The organism is Fuerstiella sp., from assembly GCA_022447225.1.
In the GTDB taxonomy this organism is placed as follows: Bacteria; Planctomycetota; Planctomycetia; order Planctomycetales; family Planctomycetaceae; genus S139-18.
Genome location: JAKVAZ010000004.1, coordinates 220,132 through 234,851 on the forward strand (window position 1 = coordinate 220,132; position 14,720 = coordinate 234,851).

Consider the following 14,720-nt stretch of genomic DNA (forward strand, 5'->3'; position numbering starts at 1 on the left):
ATTCCGGTGAATTCCGCTGTGATCGACCCGAATTTTAAAGTCTGACAAGGCACTGCCCATGTCCACCGCAGTCCCGCAGGATTTCGTTGAGAAGACACCAAAGTCCCGCTCAGTGGATCATCCTGTCCAGCAGGCGTTTGCCGTCGCAGGATCGCTCAAGATCACCTGTGTTCTGTTTGTGCTGGGAATGTTTATCGTATTGGTCGGCAGTCTGGCACAAAGTCGCCGCGACGTCTGGCAGGTGGTGAACCAGTACTTCCGTGTCTACATCGCCAAAGTCGAAGTCCGGGACTTCTTCCCGCCATCAATGTTTCCTCAGCTGATGGATTATGACTGGAACGAACAGCTGGGAATGTTCGCTTCATTCCCCTTTCCTGGTGGCTGGCTGATCGGCTGGCTGCTGCTGGGAAACCTTCTGGCCGCGCATGGTGCCCGGATTCATATTCAGTCCAGAGGCATACGCATGCTGCTGGGCCTGCTGACGGTGGCGATCGGATTGATGCTGATGGCCCTCATTGTGGTAACCGGTAACCAGCAAACTGGTGTGGAACAGGGCAACACGCTGCTGAGCTTCCGTCAGATCTGGAATCTTTTGCTGCTGGTTATGGTCATCGCCATCATCGGGTTTACAACCACCGCGTACGTCAGCGGAACAAAGAGTCGCGCCGAGAAATTCGTTCTTCTGGGAATTGCAGGAATGATTTCTGCCCTGCTGGTGTACTTCGCCATTTCCGGCCCCGTGAATCCGTCGTCGATGAGAATCCTGTGGCAACTGATGAAGGCCTGTGTTTGCTCGGCCGTTCTTCTGATCGGATGTCAGCTGCTGTTCAAAAAACGGTGCGGCATCGTGGTGATCCATCTGGGTGTCATGATTCTTATGATCAGTGAGCTGGTTGTTGGGCTGTATGGACATGAAAGTCTGATGTTTATTCAGGAAGGCGATTCAGTGAACTACGCGAAAGACATTCGCGAAATTGAACTGAGTATCGTCACATCCGACGGTGATCAGGACTCCGTGGTCGTGGTCCCTGAGGCAATGCTGCTGCAGTCAGAATCGGCTGTGCAGGCAGGACAGACGAAGGCTGCTGTGATTTCACTGGCAGCGCACAGCATTCCGTTCGACCTGCGGGTGACAGACTTTTACCGAAACTGTCAGTTGCGATCATCCGAACCGGATGACACGCTCACCAGCACCGGTATGGGAGCATTTGCTGTTCCCGTTGAACTCGACCCTGTCGACGGGATGAACGAAAAAACCGATGCGAGTGCTGCCTATATCGAAATCATTGATCGTCAGTCGGGTGAACCGATTGAAACAATTCTTGCATCGTTCAATGCCAGTGAGTCACGTGCATTAGTCCTGCCTGAACGAATCACCCTGGACGATGAATCGTGGGACCTGAGTCTGAGATTCCACCGAAATTACCGTCCGTACGACGTGAAACTGCTGGACGTTCGGCGGGACACGTATGTCGGATCCGCCACACCGCGAAACTTCCAGTCCAGAATCCTGATCACGGACAGTGAAACCGGTAAAGCGGAGGAATTTACTCTGTGGATGAACAATCCACTGAGGTACAAAGGCGAGACATTTTATCAGAGCGGCTATCATCCACTGCCGAGCGGCAATGAAGCGACCACACTGCAACTGGTCCGCAATTCCGGCTGGATGCTGCCATACATTGGTTGTGTCGTAGTGGCCTTCGGAATGTTCGCACAATTCTGGCAAACGTTGCGCAGATTTCTGGTGCGGACATCAGCAAAACGTTCAACTGATCCCGCAGTGACATCCCGCACCAGGCAAACCGGCGTTGTGTGGGTCCCTGTTGCCGTCGCAGTTCTCTGTGTCTTCTGGCTCGGCAGCAAAACTCGAGCCCCCAGGCCGGTCGAAACAGCAATGAATCTTTATGAGTTCGCTCAACTGCCTGTAGCAGGTGGCGGTCGAACTCAGCCGGTTGACTCGTGGGCCCGCAGTCAACTGATGCTGACGTCTCATAAATCGACGTTTAAAGGTGAATTGACAGCCCCCGAACTGGATGCGAAGCGAGAGGAACTTCTGGAAATCATTCAGGCCCGATGGCCGGACGTGAATTTCGAATCGTTACAGTCTTTCAATGGCGAATACGAAGACTGGATCGCAAAACTTGTCAGTCTGACGTCCTCCGGCGAAAAAGCCGTTGAGGTCCGCGTGCGAGACCGGATGATCACAAAAATGAGTGCCGTGCGCTGGTTTCTGGACATGATCGCCCGGCCGGACCGGGCCGTCCGGCACCGAGTGATTCGCATCGACAATGATCAGTTATTGTCGCTGCTGGGACTGGAGCAGCGGGCCGGGCTGGTGTATTCGCTGGCAGAAATCCAGGAAAATCTCAGCAACCTCGAACAAACAGACAGGGACGCCCGCCAGCTGCTGGAAGCAAACCAGGACAATCGTCTGACGGCACTCCAGAGACGAGTCATGGCCCTGTTTAATACCATCCAGCGTCTGAACACAATGCAACAGGTCTTTCAGCCGGCCGCCGACAACGACCTGCTGCCACTGCTGGTCGAAACATGGCGAATTCTGAATCGCCTGAAGGATGCCCCGGTCCCCATGGGTATCGCAACCGGCGTTGACGACGACCAGGCAGCCTGGGAAACGGTACGTGCCGGAAGTCTGGTCAAGAACTGTCGCGACAGGTTGTCAGGACGAAATATCGATGACCGCACCGATCTGGAAGCCTGGTTCCAAAAGGAACTGCCCAGGGAAACTCTGCTGCAGTCACTGCAGACAAATTACCGTCTGCTGCAGGAAGAAGCCACCAAACGCGCCGGTGAAGATCCCGTCGCAGAAAATGCGGCCAATCTGCTGGCCGCTCAGTTAATCCCGGTCGCTGAAGACCGATTCAACCGTGAGGTGTTCTCACTCGTCGCCGCCGCTGCCCCCGGTCAACCGATGAAAAAAGTGGTTGATGATCTGGATGAAGATCGTGTCCGCAGAATTGCCGGTCTGACAATCACTCGCGATTTGTTCGACATTTTTCAGACCCTCGAAAACGATCCGGCCGACAAACGTCTGGAAGACGTTCGCAGGCGTGTCCGATCACTGCAGCAGGCTAACCCCGAAGATTCCGACCTCGGGAAAGCATTGAACGACGAACTGTTCGCCATTTTGCTGAATGATATGTCCGAACGCGCCGGCACGATGATTTACCCATCGACGGATGGTGAAAATGTGTTCACTGCATCCGCAAACGGAATGATGGGAGCCCTCAGAGCGTGGGCCGCCGGAGACGTAACCACGTTCAATGAATCAGTCAGCCGCTACCAGAATTATCTGAGCAAACATGAGATTGCCCGGGTCGATGTACCGGTGGTGCGTCTGGAGACGTTCTTCAATCGTTTCGATCCTTTTGGTAAGGCCATCTATCTGTATTTGCCGGCGATGTTACTGTCGTTCCTGGGCTGGATCCTGTGGCCGCAACTTCTCCGAAATACGGCCTTCGCAATGATCATCGTTGCTTTCGTGGTGCACACAGTCGCACTGTTATTGCGAATCGAGATCTCAGGACGTCCGCCGGTCACCAGTCTGTACAGTTCGGCCATCTTCATCGGCTGGGCCATTGTGGGAGCATCGCTGGTGATCGAACGCCTGGTCGGTTACGGCATTGGAAATATCGTTGCCGCCTCGATCGGATCGGCGACCCTGATGATCGCTCACTATCTGGCCGTTGATGAAGGTGACACCTTCAGTGTGATGCAGGCAGTTCTGGATACCACGTTCTGGCTGGCCACCCACGTTGTCTGCATTACGTTGGGCTATGGAGCCACCTTCCTGGCCGGTATGCTTGGACTGTGTTACGTCGTACTGCATCTGAGGAATTCCTGGTGGCGATCCCCCCGTAATACAGCACAGCGAGGCGCGACGGATCTCGCGTTCCTTGGCAAGGTCGTTTACGGAATCCTGTGTTTCGCCCTGTTCTTCAGTCTGGTCGGCACGGTGCTGGGCGGTCTCTGGGCCGATGATTCCTGGGGACGCTTCTGGGGCTGGGATCCGAAAGAAAACGGCGCCCTGATCATCGTTATGTGGAACGCTCTGGTTCTGCACGCACGCTGGGACAAAATGGTCCGCGACTACGGTACGTCCGTTCTGGCCATGGGTGGCAACATGGTCACAGCCTGGTCATGGTTCGGAGTCAATGAACTGCGAGCCGGTCTGCACAGCTACGGCTTCACCGAAGGTCGCATGGGGATGCTGATGGGTTTCATCGGAGTGCAACTGATCATCATCATTGCCGCCGCAATCATCCGCCCCAACAAAACGGCCTCTGCTTAACTCGATGGTGAATCCTGTGTGCCGACATCGTCGCAGAAATGCCGGTCGTCAAATGACCGGCTAACGGTCGGTCGCCTGACGTTCTGTACACAGCTTTGAGAATCATGCCCGGTTGTTCAGGACGGACACTTGCCGCAGCAGAATTCCACGACAGAATAGGTGTCTACTGCTTAATAACCCACCGGAACGATTAAGGATCCCTCGATGAAATCACTGTCCGTCCTGCTGATCGCACTGGCTACCGTCACGTCCTCCGCCTTTTCAGCGGAAACAGTCCACGAATTCAAAATGAAGTCGCTCCAGGGCCAACAGGTCGATCTGGAAAAATACAAAGGGAAAGTGTTACTTATCGTTAATACCGCCAGTGAGTGCGGACTCACACCTCAGTACGAACAACTGCAGGCCATGCACAAACAATACAAAGACAAAGGCCTGGTGATCCTCGGCTTCCCGTGCAATCAATTCGGTCAGCAGGAACCAGGTACGGCCGCCGAAATCAGCGAATTCTGTAAAGAAAACTATGGAGTCGAATTCGCAATGTTTTCCAAAATTGACGTCAACGGAGCAAAACAGGCACCGCTGTATGAGTACCTGAAAACAGAAGCTCCCCTGAAAGAGAACGGGAAGAAAGTTTCCGGTGAGAACAACAGGATCCGCTGGAATTTTGAGAAGTTTGTGGTGGACAAAGACGGCAAAGTGGCCGGCCGTTTCAGCCCGGGGACGAAGCCCGATTCTGATGAAGTCCTCGATGTCATCAAACAGGAACTCACTGAATAGGCGATACCGCAGCAACAGTATTGCCGTCCAATCAGCTAATCAGGCCATCACTAAAGTGGCTTAACGCCAATCCGGCAGTGTCGATGTGGGCAGGTATGAATCCGGCCAGCGGAAGGTCTGGACAATTCTGATCCGAATGGTCCATGTCTGCATCGATCAGGGCCGGAGCCTGCTCATCCGGCCATTGTGACATCAATGGATCCAGCTCAACCGTCTGTGAACGATCGATTACGTCAAAACAGCTCACTCAAAGGCTGACCGTTTTCTTCCACGAAATAGCGAGGACGTCCGCGGTCATCGAGATAAGTACCATCAGGCGGGACTTCCATATGGCGATAAATCGTCGCTGCCAGATCTGCCGGTGTCACTGGCCGATCCCTGATTGATCCACCATCTTTCGTACTCGCACCGATCACCTGACCGTGCCGTAAACCACCGCCGGCCAGACACATAGACATCACCACCGGCCAGTGATCACGACCATCGATGCTGTTTTGAGTCCCGATGTTGGGCGTACGTCCGAATTCACCCATGCCAATGACCAGTACTTCATCAAGTAATCCTCGTTCACCCAGGTCGCTGACCAGAGTTGTGACCAAATGGTCGAACAACGGCAGCAACGGCTTCAGTCCTGTTGAGATCCCGCCATACACACCGCCAGGAATTCCGTGGCTGTCCCAGGTACCGGATGCGGTATGGTAACTCAGATCCAGTGTTACAAAACTGACACCGGACTCCACCAGCCGCCGTGCCAACAGAGCCTGTTGACACCACAAATGGTCACCATAACGCTGCCGAGTGCTTTCCGGTTCCGCTGTGATATCGAATGCCTGTCGCGCTCGTCCTCCCAGTACCATGTCGTAAGCCTGCTGCCCGTACGCGTCGAGTGCGCCAAGCGCTCCCGACTGATCCAGCCCCATGCGTACCTGGTCCAGATCCTTCATAAGACGGCGACGATCTGACAGGCGATCAAAATTCAACTGTCCTGGCAAGGTGAGCAGATCTGCTCCCGTATTCCGGTCGAGTCTGTTGCCCAGCAGGTCGTAAGCAGGCAAGACAGCCGCCTGGTTACCGATGAATGGATCGTATTCCCTGCCGAGCCATCCGCCCCAGGCGATATGCGAATTCGATCTCTTAAATGCCACGCTGGGCGGCATGGCCGGATGATTCGCACCTCGGTGTCTGGCTACGATCGAAGCAATCGCCGGATAACGGTCTCCTTTGGGATTGGTTCGGGGGGCCGCTTCACGGTTCCCGGTCTGCATCACCTGATTTGGTTGATGATTGCTCTTGCGACAATCCACCGATCGAATCAGCGTAAACTTATCGAGCATTTCCGCCTGCTTTGGCAGGTGCTCACAGATAATCGTACCCGGCAGCGCAGTGGAAATATGCCCAAACGGTCCACGGTTATTGTACGGACGATCCGGTTTGGGATCCCAGGTATCTATGTGACTCGGGCCACCCGTCATCCACAGTAGAATGACGCTCCGCCGGCTCATCGGTCGGCCCGAATTGGCAGCCGTTGCTCGTGTCCTTAACAGCCCCGGCAGAGTTAACCCGGCGATTCCGGCAAATCCGGCCTTGAGTATATTGCGACGACCGGCAACCACCAGCCCTTCTCTGGCATGTGGGTAATAGTTGACAAACGCATGATCAGAGTGCTGCATATACGAGCATCGTCATCAGGAACACAGAAGGTTCAAACACCTGCACTGAAGGCTGTTCATTCTATCACGATTTGGGTTCATCACAAAGCTTTGCGACGTGGTACCGGTGACGAATGATCTGCCGATGTGCTTGACAGTTTCAGCCGAATGCGCCAACGATGGAGGTGCCAAATCACGTCGGCACAATCTGAATGAGTCTCCATCGCCCTGTTAGAAATCGGCCCATCATCAGTAAACCCATCACCAGAACATGCACCGTAGGCGTCCACCACACGTGATGGATTTCGGCGCCGCCCTGCCGCACGATCAGCCAGGCCGGAACGGCCATCACGAACCAGCTGGAGAACATGGTAAGCAACATCGGGAAAATGGTATCTCCTGCACCTCGCAACGACGCAGCAAAGACGATGGCCAGTGCATCGAAAACGGAATAGACAGCAACAAACTGCAGCAACATGGCAGCAATGGGCAAAATGGACTCGATCGCCTCCATACCTTTCCCCGACTCAGCAAATGCCAAAAACGGCAGCAGACACAACCGTGGAAACAGAACAAGCATGGCCGCGGCCGCACCTGTCCACACCGTGGCCAGAATCACGGCATTCCAAGTTGTGCGCGACGCTGCCCACTTCAAACCCGCACCAATGTGGTACCCCACCAGCGTTTGCACGGCTGTCCCAAATCCCAGCAGCGGTACGTAGATCAACGCATTGATTCCAAATGCCAGATTTGAAGCTGCCAACGCGTCTCGACTGAGACATCCCACGATAAACAGAAACACGGTGAAACCGAGGTTGTCAACAAAGTGGTGAGTTCCACTCGGCAACCCGAACCACAGATATTTCCGGAGCAGTTCCCGATCCGGCTTCCATTCTGCAAACAGCTTGAAGTGTCTTCGATTTTTTCGACGTGTGATCAGCGCCGTGTATACAGCAACCTCGCAAAATCGGGCCAGAAGAGTTGCCAGCGCAGCTCCGCGGATCCCCAGCGCCGGAAACCCGCCACGTCCAAAAATCAACAGATAATCCATTCCGAAATTGACAAGGACGCTGAAAACATTAACCGCCAGAATGACTCGGTTCCGACGTCGTCCGCTGTAGAAACAACTCAGTGCCGTGGTGAGCATCATTAGCGGACAGCCAAAGCACAAAGTGTCAAAGTAGACTTTTTCTTCTGCGATCACACCCTTCGGCTGTGCCGTCAGCGAAAGCACAGATGCTGAAACAAGCGGACAAAACATCACCAGCACTCCACAGACCACAGCAAGCCAGATCACCTGCCACAAGGAGCGAATCATCTTCTGATGTTGTCCGGCGCCTTCGAATTGCGCAATGAATGTATTTGCATACAGAATCATGCCCACCGGAATGCAGACGGTCGTCCAGTACATCATTCCTGCCGGAGTCACCGCTGCCAGCGAATCACGAGACCACCCGGTGATCATCGCACGATCAGCCACGTTCATGATCGACAGCGTGCCCGCGCTCAGCATCAGCGGCACTGCCACCTGCAGCAGTTCACGAAAGCTACCTGGCGCTGCTTCGGCGTGCGAACCATCGTGAGCGGTTGGCTTCATACCGTTTGAGTCAGTTCAGTAAAAACATCGTGATTCGATTCCGAACGCACACAGTGCAACTCAAAACCCGGAATCCATTCCTGTTCAGCACCGGACGGCAGACCTCCATCAACAATCCGCCACCAGTCAATCTCCGGCCTGCACAACAGCACCGTATTCCGACTCGGCTTTTGCAACGTGCGTTTCACTCGCCGGTCCCGACACTCAAAATTCGGATTCCGAATGAGTCTCTGAACTGAGGCGTCGGAACTCGGAATCTTCACCCGCCGGTTTGGGAAACACCATTCCGGCCAGCTGCATCCCGACCCACACCAGCAGAATTCCCGCCACAACGTTGGTCACCACATTCACGGTCAACGCTCCCAGACGACCGCTGTGCAGCAGGTTCATACACTCCAGTGCAAATGTGGAAAATGTCGTCAGTGACCCCAGCAGGCCGGTGATCAGCACACGCTGCGAGTGAGGTGACAGGTGAGTCGTACGGAGCACGACAACGGCCAGGGTGCCAATCAGAAAACAACCGATCAGATTCACAGTCAGTGTACCGACGAATCCCAGCTCGTCACCAGCCACACGATTGATGGCACTGCTGATATAGAACCGCAGCATGGCTCCGACAAAACCGCCGATTCCCACTGCCAATGGAATGAGGAGCTGCATCATCTGCTGAGCCAGCCAAAATAAAAGTCTCCGGGTGAACCAAAGTTGTACCCGGCGGCGCGGACAACGTCACGGCACACTCGCCATCTGTGCGAACTCCCCGACACACTGTCAGTCAGATCACGCCGCAAAACCTTGAGTTCAGATACGGATCCGGTACTCCTTTAACAGAGAAATCCGGAAACGCTGCGGACAAAGCACCTCGCACACATCGCCTGAAATCACCATTACCCGCCAACTAATCCCGCTTGGCGAACTTCCACAGATGTGCGTCGCTGCGAACATACAGCGCATGATTGGCCGCAGCCGGACTACACTGAATTTTCTCGGTCAGGTCCAGCTGTGACACGATCGTACCGGTTTCTTCCGTCGGACGAACTACAGTCGCCATGCCGGTCTCGCTAAAGAAAAACAAGTGACCGTTGGAAGCGAGCGGAGTGCTGCTGAACTGCCCGTCCAGCCGCATCTGCCACAGACGTTCACCGGTATCCAGGCTTGCCGCCGACAACACTCCGGAACTGTTCACAGAATAAATCATACCGTCCGCCACAAGTGGACTGGGCCTGGCAGGGCGGGCATTCCTGGCACTGCGAACCAATGTATACGACGTACCGTCCGTCGAAGCCTGCAAAATGTTAAGACCGTTGGAAGATGACGGCATAATAATCATTCCATCACTGACGGTAGACGATGGAATCCTCGACGCTTCATCCTGGTACGACCAAAGTATGGTTCCCGTCTTCGGATCAACTGCTGTGAGGCCCGCTGCAGACTGCAGCAGTACCAGTGCCGACCGACCTCCGTCGGTCGGCAAAACCGCCGGACTGGACCAGTTTGACTTGCGGGGTCGATCCAGTATCCATTTTGTTTCACCGGAAGATTTCTCCACTCCGATGACAAAAGATTCGGCTTCACTTTCTGCCTGAGCAATCACAGTGGTTCCAATCACGATCGGTGAAGACGACATTCCCAGGCTGTTGCTGGCATTCGGAAACTCATCCCCCAGACCGCGATACCACTGCAGGTTTCCCTGCATATCTGTGCAGATCAGATCGTTACTGGAATAAAATGCGTAGATCCTCTCCCCGTCACTTGCAGGCGTGGGAGTCGCCACACACATTGAGGGATGAGTACTGGTACGACCGGTTGCCTGAAACCGACGCTCCCATTCCTGTGAACCGGTTGCCGTATCCAGACTAATGATGTGCAGGCGATCGTCGTGGTAGCCGGAACTGGCCGTAATCACCACCTGCTCACCAACAACGATAGGCCCCGACAAACCTCGGCCCGGCAGTTCAGACTGCCAGGCCACAACGCTCTGACTGAGTTCCGTGGGCAGCGACTGACCGACAGCCACAGAATCAGTCAACCGTCCGCGAAACTGCCTCCAGTCGGCAGCACGGCTCTGCGGCAGCAGTAGACAGATCATCAAAGTCACAAACCACCTACTCATGGTACTCTCCGGAGGACAGAATGGCGGCACCAGAACTGTCACTCACACGCAGCTGATACTGGTACCTTTGAGCCCAGTTCTGTTCGTCTTCGTCCTGACAGATCTTCAGTAGAATCGTATTACCACCGGAACGCAGTGAGACCGGCACACGATACTGATCCATCTGCGTACCGCGGTGATACTCTTCGCGTTCAAACATCAACTCACCATTCAACCACAACTTCCAGGCATTGGGTGTCCCCAGACGAAACTCCACATCCCGGGCCGCAGAAGACCGAAATATCGTCACCGCATACATCACTGCCCCCTTATAATTTTCGATCTGCTCTGCGATGTTGACAATTCCGTAGTCATCATCCGTCGCAATATTCTGCCATCGGACTGTGTCAAACTGACCATCATATACAGCGGTCAGATCGAATTCCGATTCCGGCGGATAAGCCACCGCATAACCCTTCATCTCCCGATTGTCAAAAGGTCCGACAATCTTCCATTCAGATACAAAACCGAAATGCATCTGCAGGTCAACCGGTTCCCCTGCGGATTCCAGTGCAGCTGCAATGGTCTTCACCTGATCATCGTGAACCGCCCCTTTAAGCGCCTGCCTGTACAACTCGAGGGCCAGTTGAGTTTCCGCAGTCTCCGCCTGGTCAATCAGCATGGCAACCGCATCCCGACGAAAGTCCGGATTGGCATCCTGCAGCAGACCGGGAATGATTCGCTGTTTCAGAGTCTGGTCCTGCTGAAGCAACCATTCATAAGCCAGTCGACGCGCCGACGGCTCGTTACTGACATCCTGAATGAACCCGGTCAGCCGGTCTGCAGGAAGATCGTGTCCCGCGTCAATTTCCGCAGCCGCGATCGTTTCAAAGGCACTTCGCAGCCAATTGCCGCCAATTTTGGTTGCTCCCTGAAAACCGTCTAGAATCGGAATCAAATTCTCAGCACCGGCTGACGTCACGGTCCTGAATGCGGCCTGGGCAGCCGTAGCACCGGTTGCCCCCTGCACATTCCGAAGAACATCCATAGCCGATTCATCTGCCGCAACCGCAGATGACACCAAGCTCAGAACCGGCAACAGCAGGAGTACTGGTCGACTCATGATCTCGTCACCTTTCGAACCATAAAAGGTTGTGTCCGGATTACGTTGACTGCATAGATCCGATCTTTTCCGTGATTCAACGTTGGGCGTCCTCAACCCGGTTATTGTGGCTTTCCAGCAATTGTCCGGACACGGCTGATCTCTTGTTCACTGCGCCGGGTAACTGTCAGTGCCTGCTGATGTTGAACCGTCCTGCCGCCGGATTGAAGATCCGCGTACTGCATTAAACGACCGGCACGGACTTTGACCACGACTGCTCGGTCTATCATAGTTTCATGCTGAACGACGTCCAGGTCGACCGTGCGCTCGTCTCTCAACTCACTCGACATGTCTCAAACGTCAGTGAAGACTGGCAGAAATCGACAACCAGCAGCAGTAAATCACATCAGAAAATCCGGCAAACGGCAGAAACTGCAGCCCGTCCTGCAGGTGGATCAAATCAATGAAACAGGAATCCGTGAACGAGCCGGCATTTGAGTGTCCTGATACGGGCCGACAACGTATTTTCAGACATCCGTGTGAACTCCGGCGCAAACATGCGCCTCAATTCACGGACTGAAATCCAGTAACAGTCGGTCGCTGCGTCAGGAGACACCATCACTGGCGACCGGATTCACAGTCAACACCAATCCGGTGCTGCCGGAAAGGCGACTTCCATGAAGAACCTCACCGCCCTGCTCGTCATTCTGTCCTGCTGCACAGGATGCCAGTCCATCCTGCACGAACTGCAGCCCCATCGACTGTGGAGGATGAACTATACCGACGCGGCTGGTCGATCAGACGGCACGTTCCTGTCAATTAACGACCCTCTGGATGTGCCCCTGAATGTGATTCCGGAGTCGGGTTCCGAATAACGGATCCTATGTCTCACAACTCAGGCACCACGAAAACCACTGCAGAATAACCCGCTCTGGGTTAGTCGATTATCCGAATTTCGGAGAACAATCGATTCGAGGTCTGTGTCACCGACACGCAGAGACTCCTTGACACTTTAGAATCCGAGTGCTAGCGTTTCTGAAACGCAGGTCAACCTGTTGTGACAGGATGAAGCGGGGGATTAGCTCAGTTGGGAGAGCGTCTGGCTGGCAGCCAGAAGGTCAGGGGTTCGAGTCCCCTATCCTCCAATGGAACCTTTCGCATAACAGTGCAAGGCTTCGCAGAGCCCGGTTTTTCCGGGCTCTCTTTTTGCGCATCACTTTCAGAATTCAATGCGTTACCGTCGGTTGTGACCCTTTGCTGCACCATATTTGCAGCAAAGGTCTGTGACGCGGCACTCTGAATGTCGTCGTCAGTCACAATGCGATAATCCTCCTGTGCAATCTTCTCTGTATGGCCACAAATTGCAGTCACCACGTGCGACGGCAAGACTCTGGCTAATTCGGTTGCCTGCGTGGCACGCAGGTTCTGCCAGCGTTTCGGCCAGATAGTCAGTCCGGCAGCTTCAATGATTCTGACCAGTTGAGTACCGAAGTTGCTGACATTGCGATGTTTTGAAATGACATGAACAGATCCCTCTTTCGGCTTCAGTCCACAGTTCGGAAAGTGTTTTGTGGACTTCGGAAAACAGCGGAACGATTCGATTGCCACCGTGATCGTTAGCTTTTGATTGTGTCATTCGCGACCGATTTCACCGTATTTACGGCTTTTTGAATTCCGAGATGGTAAACTCCCACAGCAATTGTCGAGGATTCTCGCAAGAATGGGGCCGCGAAGGAATAGCGTCAGAATTCGAACGGTTTCTGACTTATGACCGTCTGTGCATTGAAGCTGATTGCGGTAGGCGATGCGGAACAAGCTTGAATGGGCGCCGCCCGGTCCGAACATTCAACGCAGAAGACTGTTGTTGAGCTGACAAGCTTACCCGGCGCATAGAATCATCTGTTTGACGTAGAATCACGCTGTAGGGCGCTGCTAAGATCAGAAAAATGATGCGATTCACAGTCACAAATTCGGCACCGGTATCGCGGATTTTTCAGCGAACGCTCGCCACCACCGTGGTGGGTGCCGTCGCATTGATCGTGACAGAGCCGGCGTTGGTTCTCGCAAGCGAAAAAAGGGAGGCCGTCGTCGATTTCAACCGCGACGTTCGGCCGATCCTGGCGAGCCACTGCCTGCAATGCCACGGTCCGGACGCCCAGGCGCGCGAGGCCGAGTTGCGGCTTGATACCCGGGCCGGCGCTTTCGCCGATCGCGGAGGGTACCGCGTCGTCGATCCGCGAAAACCGCAGCAGAGCGAGTTGCTCAGCCGTATCACCAGCGACGACCGCGATCTGCGGATGCCACCATCAGACGCGCCAGACAGGGAAGGTCTCTCCGCGCAGCAGATCGAAGTGCTCACGCGTTGGATCCGACAAGGGGCGGTGTGGGCCGAGCACTGGTCATTTGTGCCACCGACACGGCCGAGTTTACCAGCTGTGAGCGACGCCGCCTGGCCGCGGAACGGCATCGATTTTTTTGTGCGGTCGCGGATTGCGCGAGAAGGCCTGGAGCCGGCCCCGGCAGCCGATCGCATCACATTGCTTCGTCGTGTGACGTTGGGGCTGACCGGAATTCCGCCGACGATCACGGAGGTCGATGCGTTCATGACGGACGACTCGCCAGACGCTTACGAACAGGTGGTCGCACGGGTGCTTGGCTCGCCGCGCTACGGAGAACACATGGCGCTCGCGTGGCTCGACGCCGCCCGGTACGCCGATACCAGTGGCTACCAGGTCGACTGGGAACGGTTCATGTGGCCTTGGCGCGATTGGGTCGTGGACGCTTACAACGCCAACATGCCGTTCGACCAGTTTACGATCGAACAGCTTGCCGGCGACATGCTGCCGCAGGCGACTCTGTCGCAACAGCTCGCCACCGGCTTTAATCGCAACCATCGGACCAACGATGAAGGGGGGAGCCTGGACGCCGAGTTTGAGGTGGAATACGTCGTCGATCGCGTCGATACCACGTCGACGGTCTGGCTCGGTTTGACAGCTGGATGCGCGCGTTGTCACGATCACAAGTACGAGCCGATCTCGCAGAAGGAATACTACCGCCTGTTCGCGTTCTTCAATAACGTCCCGGAAAAGGGAGTTGACGGGAGCAAAGGTGCCGCGGTCCCGTACCTCGAAGTGCCCAATCCAGGAGTGCGGGCGAAGATCGCGGAAGTCAAGAGCCGACTTCAGCGG

At 54.9% G+C, this 14,720-nt stretch carries 11 protein-coding genes and 1 tRNA gene; 5 read left to right on the forward strand and 7 right to left on the reverse strand.

The genetic code is table 11. The annotated features are described in order from the left end of the window. Positions 1–58 precede the first annotated feature (58 nt). On the forward strand, positions 59–4,315 hold the full coding sequence (ccsA, locus tag MK110_04625; protein MCH2210562.1) for a cytochrome c biogenesis protein CcsA: 4,257 nt from the start codon (positions 59–61) through the stop codon (positions 4,313–4,315). A 288-nt stretch (positions 4,316–4,603) separates the two neighbouring features. After that, the gene (locus tag MK110_04630) at positions 4,604–5,092 is read left to right on the forward strand and encodes a glutathione peroxidase (GenBank protein MCH2210563.1); all 489 of its coding nucleotides are present in this window, start codon (positions 4,604–4,606) and stop codon (positions 5,090–5,092) included. A 31-nt stretch (positions 5,093–5,123) separates the two neighbouring features. Here the strand turns inward: MK110_04630 and MK110_04635 are convergent, their stop codons facing one another. The 7 genes from MK110_04635 to MK110_04665 all read right to left on the reverse strand — a co-directional run bounded on the left by MK110_04635 (position 5,124) and on the right by MK110_04665 (position 11,553). Then, positions 5,124–5,285: a hypothetical protein gene (locus MK110_04635; GenBank protein ID MCH2210564.1), complete on the reverse strand. Its 162-nt coding sequence runs from the start codon at positions 5,283–5,285 to the stop codon at positions 5,124–5,126. Positions 5,286–5,325: 40 nt separating this feature from the next. After that, entirely contained in the window at positions 5,326–6,762 is a 1,437-nt protein-coding gene (locus MK110_04640; protein MCH2210565.1) for a DUF1501 domain-containing protein, read from the reverse strand. 172 nt (positions 6,763–6,934) lie between these two features. Next, a complete protein-coding gene (locus tag MK110_04645) occupies positions 6,935–8,338 on the reverse strand; it encodes an MATE family efflux transporter (GenBank protein ID MCH2210566.1) in 1,404 nt (467 codons plus the stop codon). Beyond that, positions 8,335–8,526 carry a hypothetical protein gene (locus tag MK110_04650; protein MCH2210567.1) on the reverse strand — a complete coding sequence of 64 codons (192 nt, stop codon included), beginning with the start codon at positions 8,524–8,526 and terminating at the stop codon, positions 8,335–8,337. Before MK110_04650 ends, MK110_04645 begins: the two co-directional genes overlap by 4 nt. A 16-nt stretch (positions 8,527–8,542) precedes the next feature. Beyond that, a complete protein-coding gene (gene crcB / locus MK110_04655; protein MCH2210568.1) occupies positions 8,543–9,001 on the reverse strand; it encodes a fluoride efflux transporter CrcB in 459 nt (152 codons plus the stop codon). A gap of 235 nt (positions 9,002–9,236) precedes the next feature. After that, a complete protein-coding gene (locus MK110_04660) occupies positions 9,237–10,451 on the reverse strand; it encodes a PQQ-binding-like beta-propeller repeat protein (GenBank protein ID MCH2210569.1) in 1,215 nt (404 codons plus the stop codon). Then, entirely contained in the window at positions 10,444–11,553 is a 1,110-nt protein-coding gene (locus MK110_04665; protein ID MCH2210570.1) for a hypothetical protein, read from the reverse strand. The genes MK110_04660 and MK110_04665 overlap by 8 nt, the downstream gene beginning before the upstream one ends. Before the next feature lie 656 nt (positions 11,554–12,209). On the opposite strand from MK110_04665, the gene MK110_04670 reads away from it, so the two are divergent. The 3 genes from MK110_04670 to MK110_04680 all read left to right on the forward strand — a co-directional run. Continuing rightward, positions 12,210–12,407, forward strand: coding sequence for a hypothetical protein (locus tag MK110_04670; GenBank protein ID MCH2210571.1), 198 nt, complete (start codon positions 12,210–12,212; stop codon positions 12,405–12,407). Positions 12,408–12,604: 197 nt separating this feature from the next. Then, positions 12,605–12,677 (forward strand) — tRNA-Ala (locus MK110_04675). An 801-nt stretch (positions 12,678–13,478) separates the two neighbouring features. After that, positions 13,479–14,720: DUF1549 domain-containing protein (locus MK110_04680; GenBank protein MCH2210572.1), on the forward strand; the 1,242-nt coding region annotated here is incomplete at its 3' end.

Excerpts from the sequence above, each read along its gene's own strand:
- MK110_04630 (MCH2210563.1), top strand. The coding sequence starts at position 4,604 with ATGAAGTCGCTCCAGGGCCAACAGGTCGATCTGGAAAAATACAAAGGG.
- crcB (MCH2210568.1), bottom strand. The coding sequence starts at position 9,001 with ATGATGCAGCTCCTCATTCCATTGGCAGTGGGAATCGGCGGTTTTGTC.
- MK110_04635 (MCH2210564.1), bottom strand. The coding sequence starts at position 5,285 with ATGTCACAATGGCCGGATGAGCAGGCTCCGGCCCTGATCGATGCAGAC.
- MK110_04645 (MCH2210566.1), bottom strand. The coding sequence starts at position 8,338 with ATGAAGCCAACCGCTCACGATGGTTCGCACGCCGAAGCAGCGCCAGGT.
- MK110_04660 (MCH2210569.1), bottom strand. The coding sequence starts at position 10,451 with ATGAGTAGGTGGTTTGTGACTTTGATGATCTGTCTACTGCTGCCGCAG.
- ccsA (MCH2210562.1), top strand. The coding sequence starts at position 59 with ATGTCCACCGCAGTCCCGCAGGATTTCGTTGAGAAGACACCAAAGTCC.
- MK110_04640 (MCH2210565.1), bottom strand. The coding sequence starts at position 6,762 with ATGCAGCACTCTGATCATGCGTTTGTCAACTATTACCCACATGCCAGA.
- MK110_04665 (MCH2210570.1), bottom strand. The coding sequence starts at position 11,553 with ATGAGTCGACCAGTACTCCTGCTGTTGCCGGTTCTGAGCTTGGTGTCA.
- MK110_04670 (MCH2210571.1), top strand. The coding sequence starts at position 12,210 with ATGAAGAACCTCACCGCCCTGCTCGTCATTCTGTCCTGCTGCACAGGA.